Annotated in this window: 12 protein-coding genes and 1 pseudogene; 3 read left to right on the top strand and 10 right to left on the bottom strand. The window is 65.9% G+C overall.

All coding sequences use genetic code 11. The annotated features are described in order from the left end of the window. From TQ98_RS07175 to TQ98_RS07165, 3 genes and pseudogenes are all read left to right on the top strand, one after another. On the top strand, positions 1 to 291 hold the full coding sequence (locus tag TQ98_RS07175; RefSeq protein WP_103102901.1) for a hypothetical protein: 291 nt from the start codon (positions 1 to 3) through the stop codon (positions 289 to 291). After that, complete coding sequence (locus tag TQ98_RS07170; RefSeq protein WP_044871585.1) at positions 281 to 1,210, top strand: copper resistance protein B; 930 nt, start codon at positions 281 to 283, stop codon at positions 1,208 to 1,210. Before TQ98_RS07175 ends, TQ98_RS07170 begins: the two co-directional genes overlap by 11 nt. A 10-nt stretch (positions 1,211 to 1,220) precedes the next feature. Further along, positions 1,221 to 1,778: pseudogene (locus tag TQ98_RS07165) on the top strand (cytochrome c); the annotation flags it as partial. 201 nt (positions 1,779 to 1,979) lie between these two features. Here TQ98_RS07165 and TQ98_RS07160 read toward each other — a convergent pair. From TQ98_RS07160 to TQ98_RS07115, 10 genes are all read right to left on the bottom strand, one after another. After that, on the bottom strand, positions 1,980 to 3,473 hold the full coding sequence (locus TQ98_RS07160; protein WP_044871587.1) for a TolC family protein: 1,494 nt from the start codon (positions 3,471 to 3,473) through the stop codon (positions 1,980 to 1,982). Between the two features lie 52 nt (positions 3,474 to 3,525). Next, positions 3,526 to 12,861, bottom strand: a complete 9,336-nt coding sequence (locus tag TQ98_RS07155) for a DUF4347 domain-containing protein (RefSeq protein ID WP_052659165.1) — start codon at positions 12,859 to 12,861, stop codon at positions 3,526 to 3,528. A gap of 99 nt (positions 12,862 to 12,960) precedes the next feature. Further along, positions 12,961 to 13,572 (bottom strand): tail fiber protein, encoded by a 612-nt coding sequence (locus tag TQ98_RS07150; RefSeq protein ID WP_044871588.1) that lies wholly within the window; start codon positions 13,570 to 13,572, stop codon positions 12,961 to 12,963. 79 nt (positions 13,573 to 13,651) lie between these two features. Next, the gene (locus tag TQ98_RS07145; RefSeq protein ID WP_044871589.1) at positions 13,652 to 13,963 is read right to left on the bottom strand and encodes a hypothetical protein; all 312 of its coding nucleotides are present in this window, start codon (positions 13,961 to 13,963) and stop codon (positions 13,652 to 13,654) included. Then, positions 13,960 to 14,463, bottom strand: coding sequence for an N-acetyltransferase (locus tag TQ98_RS07140; RefSeq protein ID WP_044871590.1), 504 nt, complete (start codon positions 14,461 to 14,463; stop codon positions 13,960 to 13,962). Before TQ98_RS07140 ends, TQ98_RS07145 begins: the two co-directional genes overlap by 4 nt. 141 nt (positions 14,464 to 14,604) lie before the next feature. Next, positions 14,605 to 15,603: a sulfotransferase gene (locus tag TQ98_RS07135; protein ID WP_044871591.1), complete on the bottom strand. Its 999-nt coding sequence runs from the start codon at positions 15,601 to 15,603 to the stop codon at positions 14,605 to 14,607. Then, positions 15,591 to 16,391 carry an aspartyl/asparaginyl beta-hydroxylase domain-containing protein gene (locus TQ98_RS07130; protein WP_044871592.1) on the bottom strand — a complete coding sequence of 267 codons (801 nt, stop codon included), beginning with the start codon at positions 16,389 to 16,391 and terminating at the stop codon, positions 15,591 to 15,593. Before TQ98_RS07130 ends, TQ98_RS07135 begins: the two co-directional genes overlap by 13 nt. 27 nt (positions 16,392 to 16,418) lie before the next feature. Beyond that, the gene (locus TQ98_RS07125) at positions 16,419 to 18,515 is read right to left on the bottom strand and encodes a biotin/lipoyl-binding protein (RefSeq protein WP_177410212.1); all 2,097 of its coding nucleotides are present in this window, start codon (positions 18,513 to 18,515) and stop codon (positions 16,419 to 16,421) included. Then, a complete protein-coding gene (locus TQ98_RS07120; RefSeq protein WP_044871594.1) occupies positions 18,512 to 19,831 on the bottom strand; it encodes an HlyD family efflux transporter periplasmic adaptor subunit in 1,320 nt (439 codons plus the stop codon). The genes TQ98_RS07125 and TQ98_RS07120 overlap by 4 nt, the downstream gene beginning before the upstream one ends. Beyond that, positions 19,828 to 20,607 (bottom strand): efflux RND transporter periplasmic adaptor subunit, encoded by a 780-nt coding sequence (locus TQ98_RS07115; protein ID WP_044871595.1) that lies wholly within the window; start codon positions 20,605 to 20,607, stop codon positions 19,828 to 19,830. Before TQ98_RS07115 ends, TQ98_RS07120 begins: the two co-directional genes overlap by 4 nt. Positions 20,608 to 20,713 lie beyond the last annotated feature (106 nt).

The following is a 20,713-nucleotide window of genomic DNA, read 5'->3' as shown; positions in this document are numbered from 1 at the left end:
ATGAGCAAGCACATGCAGACCCTCACCGCCGCCGCACTGGCCTTCGCCCTGCTGGCGCCCGCCGCCTGGGCCGGGAACGACCAGAAGGCCAAGGCCGCTGACCCACAATCGATGAACCATGGCCAGATGCAGGGCATGGACCACAGCAAGATGCAGGGTATGGACCACAGCCAGATGCAAGGGATGGATCACAGCAAGATGAAGGGCATGGACCACGGCAAGATGGACCATGGCGCCATGCAACAGGGCCACGACGGCAAGCCCAGGACGGATCGCAACGATGACCAGTAGCCTCAAGCGCCCTGCCCTGCTCGCCCTGGCCGTGGCCCTTGCCGCGGCCGGTAGCGCTGGGGCGGCGGAAACCATGGATCATGGCGCCATGGACCACAGCCAGATGAACCACGATCAGATGGATCACGGCGCCATGGACCACCGCCAGATGAACCATGGCCAGATGAAACAAGACGAAAAGGCCCCGTCCCAGCCGTCCGGCTATGGCAGCCGCACGCCTATCCCGGTGCCGACCGAGGCCGACCGCGCCGCTGCCTTCCCACCGCTGCCGCCCCACCACATGCACACCGGTGGCATCAACAGCCTGTTCCTGATGGACAAGTTGGAGTACCAGGACGCTGACGACGCTGCCGTGTTGAACTGGGACGCCTCCGGCTGGATCGGCGGCGACATCAATCGATTCTGGTTCCGCTCGGAAGGCGAACGCGCCAACGGCAAGACCGAGGAAGCCGAAGTGCAGGCGCTCTATGGCCGCGCGATCAGCCCCTGGTGGGAACTGGTGGGCGGCGTGCGCCAGGACTTCAAGCCCGGCTCACCGCAGACCTGGGCGGCCTTCGGCGTGCAAGGCATGCCCTTGTATGGCCTGGAGACCGAGGCCACGGCCTTTTTCGGCGAGAACGGTCAGAGCGCCCTACGCCTGGAAGGCGAGTACGACATCCTGCTAACCAACCGGCTGATCCTGCAGCCCACGGCGGAAGTGAACCTCTACGGCCGCAATGACCACGAGCGCGGCGTCGGCTCGGGGCTGGGCAACACCGAGGTGGGCCTGCGCCTGCGCTACGAGATCGTCCGCGAGTTCGCGCCCTACATAGGCGTAAGCTGGAACCGCAACTACGGCAACACCGCCGACTTCGCCCGCGAGGAAGGTGAGGACAACGACGAAGCCCGCTTCGTCGCCGGTATCCGCTTCTGGTTCTGAGACCCCTTCCATGAAAAGAACAATAAAGACCCTGGCCCTCGCCGGCCTGGTAGCCGCCGCCGGCGTGGGTGGCGTGGTCTACAGCGGTGTGGTGAACGTCGCCGCCGACGACCCTCACTTCTCCCTGGTGCATGCGTTTCTCACTGCCGCGCGAGACCGCTCCATCGAAGTCCGCGCGCGGGATATCCAGGTGCCTCCCCTCGACAATGCCGAGCTTGTCCGTGCCGGTGCCGGCAACTACGACGCCATGTGCGTCGGCTGCCACCTCGCCCCCGGCGTGGAGCCCACCGAGCTGAGCCAGGCCCTCTACCCCGCCCCACCCAACCTCGCCCGCCAGGGTGTGGACGGTGGCCCGGCGGAGGCGTTCTGGGTGATCAAGCACGGCCTCAAAGCCACCGGGATGGCGGCCTGGGGCAAGAGCATGGGTGACGAACACATCTGGGGCCTGGTCGCCTTTGTCCAGCGGCTGCCGGAGATGGAGCCCGCCGAGTACCGCCAGTTGGTGGCCAGCAGTGAGGGACACCAGCACGGCGGTGGGGAAAGCGCTCCCCATGGGCATGGCGAGGGAATGGCTGAAGACGAGGGGCACGGGCATGGGGAGGGGCATGCTCACTAGTACCGGCCCACACTCCCCCCGGCCCCTGTGATTCGCGCCTGCTGCAGCGAGATAGCCGGCACGCCTCGATCCCGTAGTTTGGGCTGAGGTACGAAGCCCAACGCGGCATTACCTGCCGTCGCTACGTTGGGCCTCGCTGCGCTCGGCACCAACCTACTTGGCCCCGATATCCCCACTCGCCCAACGCGATTCGCTGCTCTCCAGCGCGCTGGCGATGGTGCTCAGGTTGCTGTCCGGCAGGGCGTTCGGCAGCGGGTCGACACCGGCGCTGACGAAGACTTGGGCATAAGCGTTACGCAGCTCGGCGTAGGACAGATCACGCTTGAGCTGAGCCTGGAGCGTGTTGAGCTCGCCCTGGATCAGGTCCAGCTCGCCAATGCTCTGGGTCTTGTAGCGGTTACGCAGCTGCTCGGCGATCTGCCCGTCCAGCTCGGCCAGTTGCTGGCTGGTCTGGAACTGGCGCTGAGCCTCGTGGTAGTTGGCGTTGGCCACGTAAAGCTGCGCCAGGACGGCCATGGACATGGCCTGGCGCCGGGCCGCGGCCACGGACTCGCCAGCCTTGGCGACGTCGATGGCAGCCGGCGCCGACAGTGCATTGAACAGGTTCCAGGTGACCTTCACTCCATAGTCGGCCCAGCTCTGGTTCACCAGGAAGGAGTTGCTGTCGTAATGGCCGCCAGCCGAGAACTCCAGGCCCGGCAACAGGCGCAGCATGGCCTTGCGCGTTTCGGCGGCGCTGATGCGCGCCTGGTAGTCCTGCTCGCGCAGTTCGGGGCGGCTGGCCAGGGCCTCCTCCTCCAGGCGGGCGATATCCACCTTGAGTTCCGGCACCTGATAGCCCTCGTCAGCGGCCAGGGTGAAGTCGCTGTTCAGCGGCAGATTGATCAGCGCCGCCAGTTCGGTCTTGGCCAGGGACAACGCGCGACGCTGCTCTTCCAACTGGCGGGTGGCCTCGATCAGGGCACGCTGGTAGCTCAGGGCCTGCACCGGGTCGCCAATGCGCTGCTGGCTCATGACCTGGCTGTTGTTACGAGCGTCGTCGACCCGGGCCATCAGGCTGTCGATCTGCTGGAGCAGGCGATCGGCCGCCACCGCCCGCCAGTAGGCCGAGCGCACGTCCTGGATGATGGTGTGAACCACCTTGCGGCGGCGCTCCTGGACGATCAGGCGCTGATCAGCCTGTTGCTTGGCGCTGACATAGCTGACGCCGAAGTCCAACACGTTCCACACCATGGTCAGGTCCGCCACGCCACGGTCGCGGTCCTGGGAGGTGGACGGTTCCAGGGACTGGGTGTTGGTCAGCACGCTCTGGCTGCTCGAGGCGCTGACGTTGTTGCGCCCGGCGTAGCCCGCTTCCATGGCCATGCGCGGCAGCATGTCGAAACTGGCCAGGTCCACCTGGCGCTTGGCCAGGGCTTCCTCCATCACCTTGAGGCGCGCTTCGAGGTTGTACTTCACGGCACGGGCCATGGCCTCGTGCAGGGTCAGGGGCCCGCTGAGGGGCTCTTGGTCCTTAAACATGCTCGCCATATCCTGGCGGGCACGCTGCTCGCTGACGCTACGGTCGATGGGCTGGCTGGTCACCGCGCATCCGGTGACCGCCAGCGCCAGCACGCTGACGGTGAAAAGCTTCGCTGCTTTGCTCATCCTTGGGCCGCCCCCTAGACACGGCACTTACAGATCTCTGATTCGCTGTTGTTCACGCCTGCGGGCGATCCGCCTGGATCTGCCCCAGTGCCATGGCCAGGTCCCGAACCTGGCGATGCTCCCGTTCCTGCATGTCCTGCAACTGCTGCGTCAGCGTCGGTGCGCCAGAGCTGCCACGATGGCCCTGGCCGCCCTCCCCGGCGCCATGCCATTGCTTGCCGTCGAACAGCTTCATCTCCTCGCCGTCCTGCGGCACCTCCTTGTTGAAGAAGCCGGACAGGCTGCTGCTGCCGAACACATTGGCATCGCCACCACCAAAGCCGAGGAAGCCCCTGCCCGAACCGTCGCCGAAGCTGTCGCTGCTGGCGAATACCTGGGCGATGAAGCTGGGCGCCAGGGCGCCCTGGTTGATGAAGATATTGCCCAGGGTCGGAATGCCGCTGCCCAGCGTCGGCTGCTCGAACAGCGGCGGCGGAATGAGCGGCGAGGTGAAGGGTGGCGGCGGCACGTTGGGCTGCACCGGGTCAAACGGTACCGTCGGCTCTGGCGGCAGGAGGACCGGCGGGTTGGCGCGGAACTCCGGATCGCCGTCGTTCTGCTGCACGCTGTAGGTCTGCGCGGAAAGCCCGCTGAGCATGGCGTTGCCGGCGTTATCGGTGATCAGGGTACCGGTGGCGTTCAGCGCGAGGCTGAGGGTACCGGCGCCCGCGACGTTGCTGACCGTGACCAGGAAGGTACGGCTATCGACCTGTGTCAGCGATTGCAGGGTGCCGGTGACATTGCCGGTGGTCACCAGGTTGAAGTCGCCGAGGTCGACGCCGCTGACGTCCTCATCGAAGGTCACGGTGTACTGCACGCTGCCGGGCGTGGGCAGCGGTGCGACCGTTGCACTGGCGCCCGGCGCCGTGGTGTCGACGGTTACGCCGTGGATGTCGCCGACGCCGTTCAGCGTCAGGTTCATCGCATTGCCGATGGCATCACGCAGGGTCGCGCCGTTGGCCACCAGGCCAGTGACGGCGATGCCGTTGGCATCGTTGTCACCGGCGCGGACCGTGTACTGGAACACCAGCGTGTTGCTGCCGGAGCCCGCCACGTAGTCGGCGAACACGGTGGTGCCGCCCATGTCGATGGCCAGGCGCGGCGTGCCGTTGACGATCACCGCTTCGCTGGCGTTGACCACGAAGGTCAGCGTATCGCCGGCGTTGTAGTGCACGCCGACCGGAACGCCGACGCTGGTGACGGTGGGTACGTCGCGGTCGACGTTGTACACCGCGCCGGTCAGGCCACCGGTGATGGCGTTGCCGGCAGCATCGACGATGCCGGTAGCGGAGCCGTTGAGGTTGAGCCCCAGGGTGCCGGTGCCGACCACGCCGCTGACGGTGACCTGATAGGTGCGCGCATCGATCTGCACCAGGCTGCTCAGGTTGCCGGAAGTACCCGCGCCAACCAGGACGAAATCGCTGAGGTCCACGCCGCTGACGTCTTCGCTGAAGGTCACGGTGTAGCGCACGCTGCCGGCATTGGTCGACGACGGATCGACGGTGACGATACCGCTCGGGCTCGGTGCCACGGTGTCGACGATCACGCCACTGGTATTGCCGATGTTATTCAGCGACAGGTTCAGGTCATTGCCGGCCCCGTCCCGCAGGGTGCCGCCGTTGGCGGCCAGTCCGGTCACGGCAATGCCGTTGGCATCGTTGTCACCGGCCTGGATGGTGTACTGGAACACCAGGGTCGAGGTACCGGAACCCGCCACGTAGTTGGCGAACACGGTGGTGCCACCGATATCCAGCGCGAGGCGCGGCGTGCCATTGACGAACACCGCCTCGCTGGCGTTGACCACGAAGGTCAGGGTGTCGCCGCCGTTGTAGGGAAGGCCGATCGGTACCGTGACGCTGCTCACGGTGGGCACCACCGCATCCACCCGCACGCCGGTGGTGCTGGCGACATTGTTCAGGGTGGTATTGGCGTCATTGCCCACGCCATCACGCAAGGTGCCGCCATTGGCCAGGATGGCGCCGCCGACGCTGATGCCATTGGTATCCAACTGGCCGCTGCTGACGGTCAGGCGGAACACCAGCGCGGTGGTGCCGCTGCCGCTGACGTAGTCGGCAAAGACGGTGCCGCCGCCGTCCAGGGTGATGGCGATGCGCGGCGTGCCGCCGGTGGTGTCGACGGTTACCGCTTCGCTGAGGTTGACGGTGAAATCGAGATTCTGCCCCGCCACATAGGTGCCATTGGCCGGCACGGTCACGCTGGTGACCTGCGGCACGAGGCCGTCGATGACGATGTCGTGCTGCCCGGCGATGGAATCGGCGCCGCCCACGGCCGGCAGGGTAACGATGGCATCGTCGCTGCTGGCGTTGCGGATGGTCCCGCCGTTCAGGGCGAGGGCACCGGTGGACTGATAGTCCAGGTCGGCACTGACGTCACCCGCCTGCACGGTGTAGCTGAAGGTCAGGGTGTTGCTGCCCGAGCCGGAAACGTAGGTGGCGTTGCGGTCCAGCAGGCCGGTTTCCAGCAGCAGCGAAGGCACGCCGCCGGTGGTGTCGACGATCACGGTCTGGTCGAAGCTGATGGTGACGGTGATGACATCACCCACCTTGTAGCCGCCATCCGGATTGCTGACGCCAATGCCGGTGATCACCGGATTGATCGGGTTGACGGTGATATTGAGGGTGTCGGTGTCGGTCTGGATGCCGCCGCTGCCGCTGCCTCCCAGATCGCTGGTGCTGATCTGGAGGCTGGCAGGCCCGTTGTAGCCGGCGGTTGGGCTGAAGGTCAGGCCGTTCAGGGCGTTGTTGATGTCCACCAGAGAACCGGTGAAGGTCAGGGTGGCATCGCCAGTGCCATCGCCCGTGATGAAGCTGAGGCCCGTGATGCTGCCCAGGGAAATCAGGCCGTTGCTGGCGGTCAGGGTCACCTCCAGGTTGCCGCCGCCGACATCCACATCGCTGATGCTGATCAGGTTGCCATTGCCGGCGTTGAACACCAGGTTCGCGTCCTGGTCAGTGCCCTGGGCCACCGGCAGGTTGTTGACCGGTGCATCGTTCACCGCGGTGACCGCCAGGGTGACCGTGGTGCTGTCGGCTTCGGAGGTTCCGGTACCGGAGTTGCCCGGATCGGTACCGGTATTGCCGCCGTCGTCGATGCCGATGCTCAGGGTCACGTTGGCCGTGGCATTGGCAGCGGTTGTGAAGCTCACGCCACTGGCGGCGATGAAGGCGTTGATATCGCCGACGGTGCCGACAAGGGTCAGCGTACCGGTGCCGGAACCGGCCACGGTGACGCCACTGCCGCTGATGGCGCCCAGGCTGCCGCTGGCCACGCTGAAGGTCACGGTCACGTTGCCGGTACCGGCATCCACATCGCTGAAGGAGATGCCCGTCAGGGACTGGGCGACGTCTTCGCTGACACTAATGGAGCCCGGTGCCGTGATGACCGGTGCATCATTGACCGCTACCACGTTCACGGTGGCCGCAATCGCGAGGCTGCTGGTGTCCACTCCGCCATTGCTGGTGCCGCCGCTGTCGCGAACGCTGGTCAGGGTGACCACGCGATTGCCGGCGGCCGGCGCCTCGCTGCTGTTGCGGTAGGTCATGCCGTCGATCACGGTCTGAACGCTGGCAGTGCTGATGCCGGCGTGAGTCAGGGTGATGGTGGCGGTGCCGCCCACCAGGCCGACGCTGTAGCTGATGCCGCTGCCGCCGGTGGTCCCACTACTGCCATTGACCAGGGCGATATCAGTCCCATCGATGCTGAGGATTTCGCTGGCGCCGTTGGCCAGGCCGCTGACGGTGAAGGTCAGGCCGGTGATGCTCTGGCCGGCTTCCACCGTGCCGATACTGACGCCGCTGAACAGGTCGACGGCGCTGCCGTTCTCGGTATGGGTCGGGCTTGCGCCGGTTGCGGTGGCGGTAGGCGCGTTGTTGACCGCGACGATGTTGACGACGGCACTGCCCGCAGCGGTAGCGCCCAGCTCATCGGCGAAGGTCCAGTTCAGCGTCACACTGGCAGCCGGGTCGCTGGACGCGCTGGCATAGGTCAGTTGCTGCAGGATGTTGTTCACGTCCGCAGTGGTCGGAATCTGGCCGTTGGCGTCGGTGAAGGTCAGGGTCAGTTGGCCGCTTGTGCTGGTGTCGAAGCTGCCGATCACCTGGCCGTTCTTGACCAGGTTGCTGCCCACCAGGGTGATGCCATTGCCATTGAGGAATCCGAACAGATCGCTGGCATTGGCGCCACCATTGCGCACCACGACCAGGGAGGCACCGTCGTAGTTGCCGTTGCCACCGTTCAGCGGGTCCAGGTCCGCATCGGACACACTGGCATCGGTATCGATCACGGTGGCCGCGCCGCCTTCGGTATGGCTGTTGCCACCATTGAAGTTGCCGACGACGGGTGCCGCGTTGGTCGGCGCGATCAGGGAAAACTCGTTGTCGGTGCCGCCGGTGTACATGGCGGTCAATACCGTGCCGTTGCCACCTGCGGTGGTGGTAGCGCCGTCCGCCAGGCCACTGAAGGTCCCGGTGATGGCATCGGCGGCATCGTTGTTGATGATGTTGTAGATATCGCCCAGCCCTGACGCATAGCTGTGGGTGACGGCCAGGGTAGCGCCAGAGACGTTCACGGTGCCGTTGACCACCACCTGGTCGTACTGGCTACCGGCCGAGGTGCCGTTGATCTCGACCGCCAGAGTGCTGCCCGCGCTCATCTGCAGGTTACCGTTGATGGTCAGGAGGCCGGCACCGTTGTTGACGCCACTGATGCCGGGTGACAGGGTACCGCCGCTCTGCACCGTCACATTGCCACCCAGGATGCCACTGCCGGCCAGCGTGGCGCCGCTGCCCACGATGGTCGCACTGGCAGTGCTGCCATTTACCGCCAGGGTACCGGCGGAAACGGTGGTGGTACCCGAGTAGTTGTTGCCTCCCGACAGGGTCAGCGTACCGCTGCCGGTCTTGGTCAGGGCGCCGGCGCCGCCGATCGCGCCGCTCAGGCTGACGGCCAGGCCGGAGCCCACCGAGACGCTGCCGGCGCTCGCGCCCAGTGTGATCGCATTATCGACGGTCCCGGAGCTGGTGACCGACAGCGTGCCGTCGTTCAGCTGCACGGTTCCGCTGCTCAGATTGGCGTCGCCGGCGACCGAAACGGTGCCGCCGCTCAATACCTGCATCCCCCAGCTCTGTCCGCTGTTGGTACCGGACAGCGTGAAGGTGCCGCCGCCATCCAGCGTCAAGGTGCCGGACCCGGTGATCGCGCCGGAGAAGGTGCTGCTGGTGCCGTTGATGCCGATCGAAAGCGCGGAGGTGCCGAGGGCCACCGTACCGGCGCCGGACAAGGCGTCGATGGTCTCGTCGGCCGCGACGGTCAGGGTCGCGCCGGACGCCACCGCCACCGACGTGTTGTCGTCCAGCGCACCGCCGACGCGGTTGAGCGTCAGTCCGCCCGCCGACACGTTGGTGGCGCCGGTGTAGGCATTGTTGCCGGTCAGCGTCAGCGTGCCGCTGCCTGCCTTGGTGAGGCCGGACGTGCCCGAGATCACACCGGAATACGTAGTGCTGGTGTTGTCACCGCCGGCGGTCAGCGCGGCGTTGAGTACCACGCTGCCGCTGCCTGCCAGGGAACCGATGGTCTCGGCGGTGGAGACGGTCAGCACAGTGCTGGCCGACTGCGTCACCGCGCTGGTGTTGCCGAGCGCCGAACCGCCGCTCAGGGTCAGGCCGCCGGCGGTGAGGTTGACGGCGCCGCTGTGGATGTTGCTCCCGGACAGGGTCAGAGTACTGGCACCGGATTTGGTCAGGGTGCCGCTGCCGCTGAGGACGCCGCTGAGGGTAGCGTTGGCGGTGTTGCTGATGGTCGAGGCGGAGGCCAGCGCGATGGCGTTGTCGATCGTGGTGGCGCCGGTGATGCCCAGGGTGCCGCCATTCAGCGTGATCGTGCCGGAACCCAGGTAGTCGTCGTTGGCGATCGACAGTGTGCCGCCGGTGACAGTGGTGCCTCCGGTATGGCCCGCCTCGTTGCCACTGTTGGAGAGGACCAGCGTGCCGCTGTCGGTTTTGTTCAGGTTGGACACACCGCTGAGGGCTCCGGTGAGGGTCAGGGTGCTGCCGGAGGCGGCGCTGATGTCGGTGTCGCCGGCGAAGGTGATAGTGCCGCTCAGGGTACTGCTGCCCGAGGTCAGGTGAATGGCGCCGTAGTCGACGGCGCTGACTTGTTTACCCGTGCCGCTGATGGTGAAGGACTCGGCGATGGTCAGGGCGCCGGCAATACGCGCCGTCGCGCCATCGCTGACGGTGGTCCCGCCCGCAGTGGTACCCAGTGCATTGGCGTGGTTGGCGATCAGGGTGCCACTACTCACGTTGGTGGCACCGGTGTAGGTGTTATTGCCGCTGAGCTGCAGGATCGCCGCAGTCGTCTTGGTCAGGCTGCCGCTGCCGGAAATCACGCCAGAGAAATTGGCGATGTTGGCACCGCCGCCACCGGCGACGCTGATGGTGCCGCCGCCCGTGCCCAGGGTAATGGCGTTGGTGAACGTGGTGGTCGTTCCCGCCGCCCCGGTCACGGTCATGGCCAGGGTGCCGCCATCCAGTGTCAGGCTCCCAGTCGACAGACGCGACCCGGTGTCGGCATTGAGCGTTCCGCCCGTCACCGACACTGCCCCGGACCAGAGGGCGGAGTTGCTGGTGGACCCCAGCGTCAGGGTGCCGGCGCCGGACTTGGCCAGTGCGCCGCTCCCGGCGATGGCACTGTTGACGGTCGCGGTGTCGCCGCTCCCATTCACGAAACTCAGCGTGGTGCCGCCGCCCAAGGTGATGGTGCTGCCGCTGATGATCAGACCTGAAGCCGAATCGGCATTGAAATTCAGGCTCTCGCCAAGGCTGAGACCGGAGCCAAGGGTGATGGTCTGGGTCGCCATACCGCTGTCGAGAATGATGGTCTGCGTACCCGTCGCATCAGCCGCCGCGATGGCGACCGCCTCACGCAGGCCCACACCGTTGCTGGCGTCGATAGTCGAAACATCGCTGGTGTTAGTGACGTAGATGGTGTCACTGGTGACCGTGACATTGGCCGTGGCAGTGGAGGTGCCGTCACTCAGGGCGTACTGGATGGTGGCGTCACCAGCCGGCGTATTGTTTTGGTAGGTGACGCGCTGCGCCACATTATTGATCAGCGCGGTCGTGGCGGCGGTGCCGCTGCTGGTGAAGGTGATCGTCAGCACGCCGTTGACGCTGGTGAAGGTCGCGAAGGTCTGGCCACCGGACTCCAGGTTGCTGCCGTTGACCGTGAACAATGCACCCGACGTGTCGAAGCCGAAGGTATCTGCGGGAACGGCTGTGCCCGAGCGCTGCACGGTCAGGATCGCGCCCGACCAGTTGCCATTGCCGCCATTGAGCGCCCCCTTCTCGGTATCGCTGAGGACGGCGTTGCTGCCCGAATCGAGATTGACGGTGCTGCCGACTCCAGCCCAGGCGACGCTGTCACCGTTGACGTTTCCGATGCTCGGGGCGGAATCGATCACGATGTTCTTGTTCGCGCCCAGCGAGCCGGCGGCGCCCGGTGAGGCCAGTGTCAGGGTGGCGTCGTTGCTGGCGGCATCGCGAATGCTGCCGCCATTGAGGGCCAGCCCGCCGGTGCTGAGATAGTCCAGGTCTGCACTGGTGTCGCCGGCTTGCACTGTGTAGTTGAAGGTCAGGGTGTTGGTACCCGACCCACTGCTGTAGTTGACCACCCGGTCGGTGGCACCGGTTTCCAGGGTGAGCTGCGGAGCGCCGGTAACCGTCACGGCCTCGCTGAAGCTCACGGTGACAGCAATGACGTCACCGGCCTTGTAAGTGCCGTTGGCCGTCGATGAGGAGACCGAGGTGACCGTCGGGAGCTGGGTGTCGATGGCGTAGTTGTTGGAATTTGCCGTGCCCGAACCGGCAGTGCCGGTGCTGACGGAGGTGACCCCGGCGAGATTGACCGCGATCAGGTTGCTGGAATCTGTGACGGAAGCGTTGGGGGTGAGGGTGCCTGTCCAGGTGATGCCGCCGTCGCTGCTGCTGAGCCCGGTGATAACGCCGTTATCGACAGTGAGGTCAGCGGTGGTGAATCCACTCACGGCGGTGCTGAATGTGAAGGTCACCAGCGACGTCTCGCCGGCCTTGAGGTTGGTATCGGCGACGGTCGCCGAGGTCAGGCTGGGAATTACCTGTGGCGAATCGAAATTCAGATCGTCCAGGTTGAGCAGCAGATTTCCGCCGGAAATCGTGAAACTGGTGATGTTGTGGAACTGGGTATTGGCGGAAAGGTTGATGTTCTCCGCCGTAACGAAAACGCCGTTACTGGTGTAGTTGATTGCGCTACCGCCATTGGGCGTGATGGAGACATTTCCATCGGCTATCGCATCAATGGACAACCCCAGCAGCCGGAATGCACTGCCATCGGTGGCCTCGACCTTGATACTGCTTATGCCATTGAGTCCGGTCGAGTCGAACAGCAAATAGTAGTCGGACACGCCATCGCCCAGAGGGGAAAAGGGGTCGTTACTGATCGAGTGGGAATAGCCATTCCCGCCGCTTCCCGTGATGGTGTACTTGACGCCATCAAAGTTGAAAACGGCGACGTTGTTGAAGGACTGGCCGGCATCATCGTCGTAGTTCTCATCCGCTGGCGCGAGGAGCAGGTGTTCGTAGCCGGCCCCGTCTATCGCGGACGTTTCAACGAGCCCGCTGCGGCTTTCCAGTACCCAGTCCCCACCCTTCGATGACGCACCGGTCAGGTCGCTGGAAGCGGCAACATCGGCCCCGGCGGCGGCAGCCAGGTCATCAATGAACGCCTGTCCTTCCCCATTGGCGCCGATCTGGCAGCCGTACAACAGAATGTCGCCCTCGTTGGACAGGGTCTGGCCAATGGCATTCAGCAGCTCACTGCGAGCGGCGATGTCACCACTTTCCAGCCAGTCGTTGCCCAACTGCACCTTGCCGACTTCACCATGGCTAATGACGTGGATCGCGTCGATGCCACTGCGGCCCTCGAGGTAGTCGGCGATCTGCTGCAGGCCGTCCTTGTTCGCGTCCAGCACCACCACCTCGGTGCCGGGCTTGAGGCCGCCGATGAGCTGTTGGTAGTCCTTCACCTGACTGTCAACGAACACCACTTCCTGGCGGTTGTCGGCAGTGCCCGACGGGGTCGCGGCCAGGTTGTCGGTCGCGCTGTCGTGCTGCGTCGCGTCCGCCTGGCTGCCCTGTGCATCAGTGACATCGGAGGCCGCTGCGGAATCTGCCGCTTCCACTGCGGTAGCAGCGACTGCGCCGTCGAACATCATTCGTGCTTCGAGCGCCAGGGCAAGCGCCGAGCGAGCCGGTTGGCCGGCCATTTGCTCGCGGTCAGTCTTCTTCCGCCACATGGAACACCTCCTACTTCCCTTCAATGAGGGGGAAGACGAGCTTCGCCTTCCCCCTCCCTATCGTCACGACTCCGGTTCTCCGCCGGAAGCGGACCGGTTTCAGTTACGCGACGGGAAGATCCCTTCCAGTGCGATCACGAAGTTGGTACCCAGGTAGGGGTTGCGGATATCCAGGGGCTGGCTGCCACCGGACAGGCCGATGGTGATGCCCGGCATGTCGCCCAGCACGCTGACGTTGAACGGCGCCAGATTGGTGTCAGCGGTGCCGGTGGAATACAGGGTGCCGGCTCGGCCACCGGCCGCGATCGGGCCAAGGACGGTGGTCGGCCCCGGGTTGGCCTGGGTGGTACCGGCGGTCGCGGCGGGGATGGTGGCCTGACCGGACGCCGTGATGGAGTTGCTGACAGGGGTGGCGGTATGGGTGTGGGCGGGCATCTGGTTAGAGAGGATGGTCACGTTCTCCGTGCCGCTCACTTCACCGACGGTGATCGGACTCAGGCCCAGTCCCTGGCCCTGGCCCACCGGGCTGCGGCCACGGAAGTCCGGCAGTGCGAAGGTCGTCTGGCCATTGCCGCCGTACATGGTGCCGAGCAGCGAGAACAGGGCGGAATTCTGCGAGATTCCCATTATCTGGCCCTGGCATAAGGCCCAGCTACGGGGGGCAAAGTTGAAGCCAACCATACGAATCTCGCCGAGGAAGGGGTCGCTCATTGCTGTTGCTCCTTGTTGATGCCGCTCTGCGGCAGGGTGCGCATCGGTGCGCGGGACAACCTTTCGTACGAGGCCCGACCTACTGGGCCTTGCGGCAGTGGAACACTGCCTGCAACAAATGACGTTCACCGTCCTCGTCCGGTCCGATCGGACACAGCAGCACTGTCCATTCGGCGTTGCCGGGGCTACGCAACTGGTAAGTGTGCTGGGGCAGCTGGACGCCGGCGGGTTGCGCGAAGATCGCGCTGTAACATTCATGGCGCGCGTTCATTGGCGCGCCCTCGCTCACCTCAATCAGGGTGACAGCAACGCCCTCGCCGCTGCCCCAACTGAGCTGCCAGGGCTGATGGAGCTGCTGCTCGAAGTCCTGCCGACTGGGGATCTGGCTCATGCGAATACGTCCTGTGCGAAAGAGGTCCTGGCCGCGCGCTGCATCTGCAGGTAGACGCGATTGTCGCCAGTGACGACGAAGCCGAAGCGGTCATAAAGACGCCGGGCCGGATTGGTGGCCTCGACGAACAGACGGATCGACTTGCCGGTCTCGTCCGCCTCGCGAACCAGTGCTTCCAGGTAGCGCGTGCCAATGCCCTGCCGCCGCCATTCGGGCAGCAGGGCGATATCCATCAGATTGAGGGTGTTCGGCCCGCGGAACACATACAGCCGGCCAACGGACTGGCCCTGATGGCAGATCAGCGAGAACTGCGCATCGTGATAGTGCTCCTGGTAATAGCGGTGCTGGGCGTCGAACTGCTGGGTAAGGAAGGCGTCGATGGCAGCCTGGTCCCAGGGGACCTGGTGCATCTCATGGGCTCGGGTGGTCGCGTAGAGCTCACGCAGGAACGCCTGGTCAGCTTCGGCAATGGGGCGAAGTTGCAGTTCGGAGATTGGCATGGCGTCGTGCGTCCTTGCTGACGATCCCCTGAGGGGATATCGGCACCTATTGTTCTGTTTTCACGCGACCTCAACGGCGAAAGATTAGCCGAAGGTAAAGGCCATTAGCCACCGTTCAGTTAATAATCAATGGGAGTATTCCTAAACACCTGTATGAAGCGTCTGCTCTAAACAGCGCAGTTGCTCCAACCCTTCGTAGGGCTTGCCAGCCCAGCGCTCCACGGCTGCTCGCACCTCATCGCCGGCCTCATCGCGCTTGCGCTGGCTGTCGGCACTGAACCACATGGCCGGCTGTTTGGCGTCGAAGGCCGCAATCTCCCGCAACTTCGGGGCGTCGGCCTCGACCAGGTGGAAGATGGGCGCCAGGCGCCCCCAGAGCGCTTCGGGCAGCTCGCTGTAGTTCACCGGCACGCAAGCCTGTTCCCGGCACAGTGCCAGTCCCTGTTCGAGGATGCGGCCGATCAGGCGGCAGGTGAATTCCAGCGGTGCCATGGCCTGGGCATCCGTCCCGGCGAAATCCAGCGCCGATGGACCCAGCAGCCCCGGCACCCGGTGCATGCCGGGCTGGCGCAGTTGCGAAACGACGATTTCCAATGGATCGCGATAAAGGAAAATGCGCGGCGTGTCCGGGTACAACGCATGCAGCAACGGCGCCTCGAAGACATTCCAGGCATCCAGTTTGATCAGTAACCGCGCTTCGTTGCCCAGCCGGCGCTGGCCATAGGCGGACAACAGTGCCCGAATCCAGTGTGGCTGCAGGTCCTGCACGGCCGGGTCGAGGAAGTGGGCACGCAGCAGGCTGTCCAGCGGCGGGGGCTCAGAGAGCACGATATTTCGCTCCAGGCCCGCCAGCATCTGCGCCATCAAGGTCGAGCCGCAGCGCGACGCGTGATAGATGAAAGCGCCCGGCGCAACGCCCGGACTGGCGGCCTGCCAGTCGAGCAGTGCATCCAGCCTCGTTTCACGACGGAAGGCCTGGTTGAAGGGCAGGCGCAGGACCAGGTCGACATCGTCACGGAAGAACGGCCGGGTCAGTTGCTGTTCGCCGAACCAGCACCAGTCCAGACGCCATTCTCCATCGCGCCGCCAGGCACGGATGGGCAACCAGCCGTACATATCCTGCGCGTTCATGCCTTCCATTGTTCGTTCCATCCCTGCTTGCCCTGACGCATCGCGGCGCGGACTTCCGCCTCGGAAAAGTTCAGGCCCCGCGTGACACCTAGAGCGACTGCTTCGCGCAGAAAATCGCGCACATCGGTCAGCACCTGCAGCCGCTGCGCCAGTTCCCGGTCCTGCTCCACCATCTGGCGGAATCGTGCAAAAGCCTGCACCGCCCTCCCCGGCTGTAGCGCGGGCGTGTCGGGCAGGCCCTGTTCGATAAGCCCAAGCAACCATTCGTTGGGCCGGCAATCCAGCACCAGGTGAATGCGCTCGCCCGGCCCCGGGTTATCCACACGATGCGGGCGGGACAGATCGAGGAACCAGCATTCCCCCGGCTGCATGGGCGCTTGCAGGCCATCGACGAGGAACTCCACGCCTGCCGGACTCTGCAACGGCACATGCAGGCGCAGGTCACTGCCGGGCAGGCCGAGGTCCGGGTCGCAGTGCTCGTGAATGCGTGAGCCCGGCCCCAGGCGCAGCAGGCGCGCACTGCGCACGGTGGTGTGAAAGGCATCCAGCAGATCGTTCCAGGCGGCCTCCCGTTGCCACCAGCCACTGCGAACCGGCGCGCCCTGGCCGGGCGCCAGCGGCAGCGGTGCATCGTCCGGAGCGATCAGGGCGACACCGCTCCAGTCACCCTCGTAGTAGCCGGTATTGAAGTGGTCCTGCCACGCGGCTTTGTCGATCCGCCCCAGGGCGTCCAGCAAGGGCGCCATCGCGAACGTCAGAGGCAGGCGCGAACAGATCGGTAGTGGTGGCGTTGGCATTGGATCGTCCTTGTTCCCTGCTGTTGTTCAGAAACCGCTTTCCCTCACCCCAAGCGCCGCCAGCCGGCGCCAGGCGATGCCGAGCAGCGACTGCCCTTCGCCCTCCAGCACCACCACGCCGCGCAGGGGCTGGGCCGGGTGGATGTCGTCGTCCAGCAGGCTCAGGCGCACGCCGTACTGGGCCTGCACCGGCTCGGCGCGGCGCTGGGCATCGCGGCGCACGGCGATGGGGCCGTGATGATCGGAACTGAGCGCTTCAAGCTCCAGAGAGGCGACGCCGGTGGCATCCACCTCGTCCAGCCGTACCGCAATTGCAGGGCGCGCCGGGTCGTCGGCGATGAAGCGGCCCTCCGCACCCGGCTGCACGCGCCACAGAGACTCCTCGGCCAGGTAGCCGCGCAGGCGCTGGCCGGGCTCCACCACGCGCGCCAGGGCTTCCTGGGGGCTTAGCCAACGCCCAACCGTGAGATCGGGCAGCAGGTCACGCACGACACCGGCCTGGGGGGCACGCAGTTGCAGGCGTTCACGCTGGGCGGCGAGGCCGCGGTATTCGGCCACGGCCTCGGCCAGTCGCTGTTCGAGGATGCCGGCGTCGGCGGCGGTTTCACTGCGCCCGGCCTGGCGGCGCAGCTGCAGTTGGAGAATTTCGATTTCGCGGCGAACGATGCCCTGGCGCGAGTCCAGGTCAGGGGATTCCAGTTCCAGCAGCAGCGCGCCCTGCTCCACCGCCTGGCCATCCTTCACCTGCAACGCCTTCAACCTGGCCGCCACCGGCGCATGCAAGGCAGTGGCACGTGAGGCTTCGAGCAGCGCGGGGACCTCGACCGAACTGCGCCACGGCAGTACCAGCAGAGCCAGCAGCACCAGTAGCCCGCCGCCGGTCAGCAGGACCTTGCGCGGGTTCGCCTGGTCGCGGCGCTGCCACCACTCCAGCAGCTCCTTCCAGATGGGCAGGCCGATGAACCAGACCAGTTCCACCAGCATCAGGAAGATGCCCAGCACCTTGAAGAACAGGTGGTAGACCGCCAGGGCGATGCCGAAGAACAGCGCCGCACGCCACAGCCAGGAGCCGTAGCCCCAGAGCAGCAGGCGCCGCGCCATTTCCGGCGGCCAGGGCTCCGGTGCCGGCTCGCCGTAGCCGAACAGCGCCTCGCGCAGACGCCAACGGCAGAGGGCGAAGGCCCGCGTCTGCAGGTTATCCACACCCAGGAGGTCAGTGAGCAGGAAATAGCCGTCGAAGCGCATGAAGGGGTTGAGGTTGATCAGCAGCGTGGTGATCCAGGTCGCGCTGGCCAGCATGAAGGCGGCAGTGCGTGCCGGGCCCTCCGGCAAGAGCGACCAGGCCAGCAGCGCCAGCACTGCCAGCACCAGCTCGGCCAGCACGCCACCGGCGCTGATCAGCAGCCGCGAGCGCCGGTCCCGGACGCGCCAGGCATCGCTGACATCGGTGTAGAACATCGGCAGCAACACCATGAAGGCCAGGCCCATGCTCTGCACCCGGCAACCGGCCCGTTTGGCCATGAAGGCGTGGCCGAACTCATGGCAGAGCTTGGCGAAGGTCAGGGCGGCGCCGAAGGCCAGGGCACCGCCGAGGCTGAACAGGTGCGGAAAGGTGGCGAGAAAGCGTTCCCAGTCCCGCGACACCAGGAACAGGCCGAGGGCGAAGACCAGCGGAAGGCCCCAGCGCAGCAGCCAGGGACCGTGGCGTTCCAGCACCGGCCAGGCACGATTGAGGAAGGCATCCGGGCGCCACAGCGGAATGCGAAAGAACAGGTACTGATGCAGCACCCGCCTGCCCAGGCTCTGCTGTTGGGCGGCGGCCTTCATCGCGTAACTGGCGCGTTGATCCTCATCAGACGCGGCGATCAGGTCATGTCCACGCAGGAAACGCAGCATTTCTTCCAGTTCGGCACCGCCCAGTGGCAGGCCCGGTTCGGCGTTGGCGGCCTCCAGCACCCGCTGCGGATCGCTCAACGCCCAATGGCGCAGCAGGCGCACGGCGACGGCGCCCAGCTTGAAATAGCGCCCGCGCAAGGGGTCGGCCAGGGTCCATTGGGGAGCGCCGTCCAGGCCGGGCGCGGCCGGTGACAGCTGCAGGTCGGAGCGCAGCGCGGGCAGCATCAGAAGCCCAGGCTCTGGCGCAGCGCGGCGAGCGGCCGGCGCAGCAGGTAATAGGCCAGGGGCGCACGGTCGCCGAACAGCTTGGCGGTGCCGCGCAGGCCGATGCGCGGCGGCGTTTCGAGGAAGGCGGCATCGAGGCGGTAGGCCAGTTGCCCGGCGGCGGTGGACTGGGCCTCGTAGGCGGCGCGCTCCAGGCGTGCGTTGTGGAGGTCCAGGGGATCGCTGTCGAGGAACAGCGCCACTTCGGCGCCAGATTGCAGCGCGATGGCGTCGCCCACCGGCAGCTCGATGCGCAGCTCGGCCTGAGCCGGGTCGGCGATCTGCATCAGCCGCTCGCCGGTCTGTACCGGTTTGCCGGTCCAGCGCTCGGCGTCGGCGAACACGGCGATGCCCGCGCGCTCTGCCCTGACTTCGCTGCGGGCCAACAATTGACGCGCGTAGTCGCGCTCGGCGCGTTTCTGCTCGACCCGCGCCGCCAACAGGTCGATGCGCGAACTGGATTCGGCATCGGCAAAGGCGCGCTGGGTATTGGCCTTGAGCTCGGCCTCGGCCACGCCCAGGGCACGCTCGGCGACGTCCGCCTGGGCCTTGAGGCTGGTGGCATCGAAACGCACCAGCAGGTCACCGGCGGCCACGCTCTGATTGGGTTTGACCAGGATTTCGGCGATCACCCCGTCCAGCGGCGCGGCCACAACCCGGCCGCCCTGGGGCACCACTTCAGCAGGGGCCAGCACCGACTGGCGTACCGGCATCAGCAGGACCAGACAGAGGGCACCGGCGATGGCCAGCAGCTTCTTCTTCGGCCAGCTCAGGCGCCAGGGCTTGCGCGGCTGCAGGGCCTGCCAGGCGTGAGCATAGGTATCGCCGAGCTGGATCAGCAGCGCCTGCTCGGCCTCGCTGAAGGGGTGCTCACGGGCCAGCCAGAGTCCGCCGAAGGCCTCGCCACGGCGATCCTTCAGCGGTAGCCAGTAGGCCTGGGCGGCGGACAGCGCTTGCCAGTCCGCACGGGAGTGTTCGTCCAGCAACGCGGCATCGACTGCGCGGGGCCCGTCCAGTAGGCCCAGGCGGAGCAGCTGCGCGGCGGCACGCTCGACGAAGGCCACGAAGGGCGCATTGGGCTCCACCAGGCTGATGGCGGTAAGGGCGCGTACCTTGCCGGCAATCAGCAACGCGGCATGGCGGAAGCCGAACAGCCCCTGGCCGTCGTTGACCATGGCAAATGCCAGCTGCTCTGTGCTGGCGGCCTGACGTGCCTGCCTCTCCAGTCCGAGATAGAGCGCGAATACGCGCTCGACGGTGCCGGGAGGTGCCGCGTTCATGGCGTTTCCGCGAAGTGGGCGGTGCCGCTCATGCCGGCCAGGAGGCCCTCGGCATCTTCCGGCAGGCCGCCGATCAACAGCAGGGTCTGACTGCCCTCGTCGATCCTTGCGCCAAGGCGCTTGATCACCGCCGTCAGCGGTTTGCCGGTTTCATCGGGAACGAAGCTGAAGGCCTGATCGGGCTTGAGCCGGCTCAACCAGCGCGAGGGCACCAGCAGATGGATTTCCAGGGTGCGGTTATCCACCACGTCCAACAACGGTGCGCCGCTGGCCACGCTCTCGTGAGGCTGGACCTTGCGCGCCACCACCTGACCGTCGAAGGGCGCCTTGACCTGACAGCGCTGCACCTGCACCTGGTAGACCTGCGCCTCGGCCTGGGACTGCGCCTGGCGCGCCTCCGCCAGGGCCACTTCGAAGCGCCCCACGGAGTTGAGGGCAGCCAGTTGCTGCTTGTTCTTGAGTTCTTCCCGGGCGGCGCGCACGGCGGCGTTGGCGGCATTCAGCTGGGCCTGGTAGCCGCTGCAGTCGAAGCGCACCAGCACCTCGCCCTTCTTGAACGCCTGGCCTTCGGCATAGGGCATTTCGAGGATGCGCCCAGGCAACTCGCTGGCCAGTACCGCCTGGTTGCGCGCCCGCAATACACCACGGGCGTCATTGCCAGTGGCGGTCGCCGTGACGGGCGCATCGAGTAAAGGATCCTGCTTGGGCGGTTCCTCCGCCCAGGTGGTAGCGACCAGTCCCCACAGACCCACAAACGTCCACAGCGTGCGATTCATCAAGGCCATTCCATGGAATGAAGTGGGCATGAGTCTATGAGAGCTGTCAGACAATAGGAATCTGGGCAGGGGAATTATCTTGCCATCAGGCCTGATTCCAGCACTT

This window comes from Pseudomonas sp. LFM046 (assembly GCF_000949385.2).
GTDB lineage: Bacteria > Pseudomonadota > Gammaproteobacteria > Pseudomonadales > Pseudomonadaceae > Metapseudomonas.
This window is presented reverse-complemented; position numbering and strand designations above follow the sequence as displayed.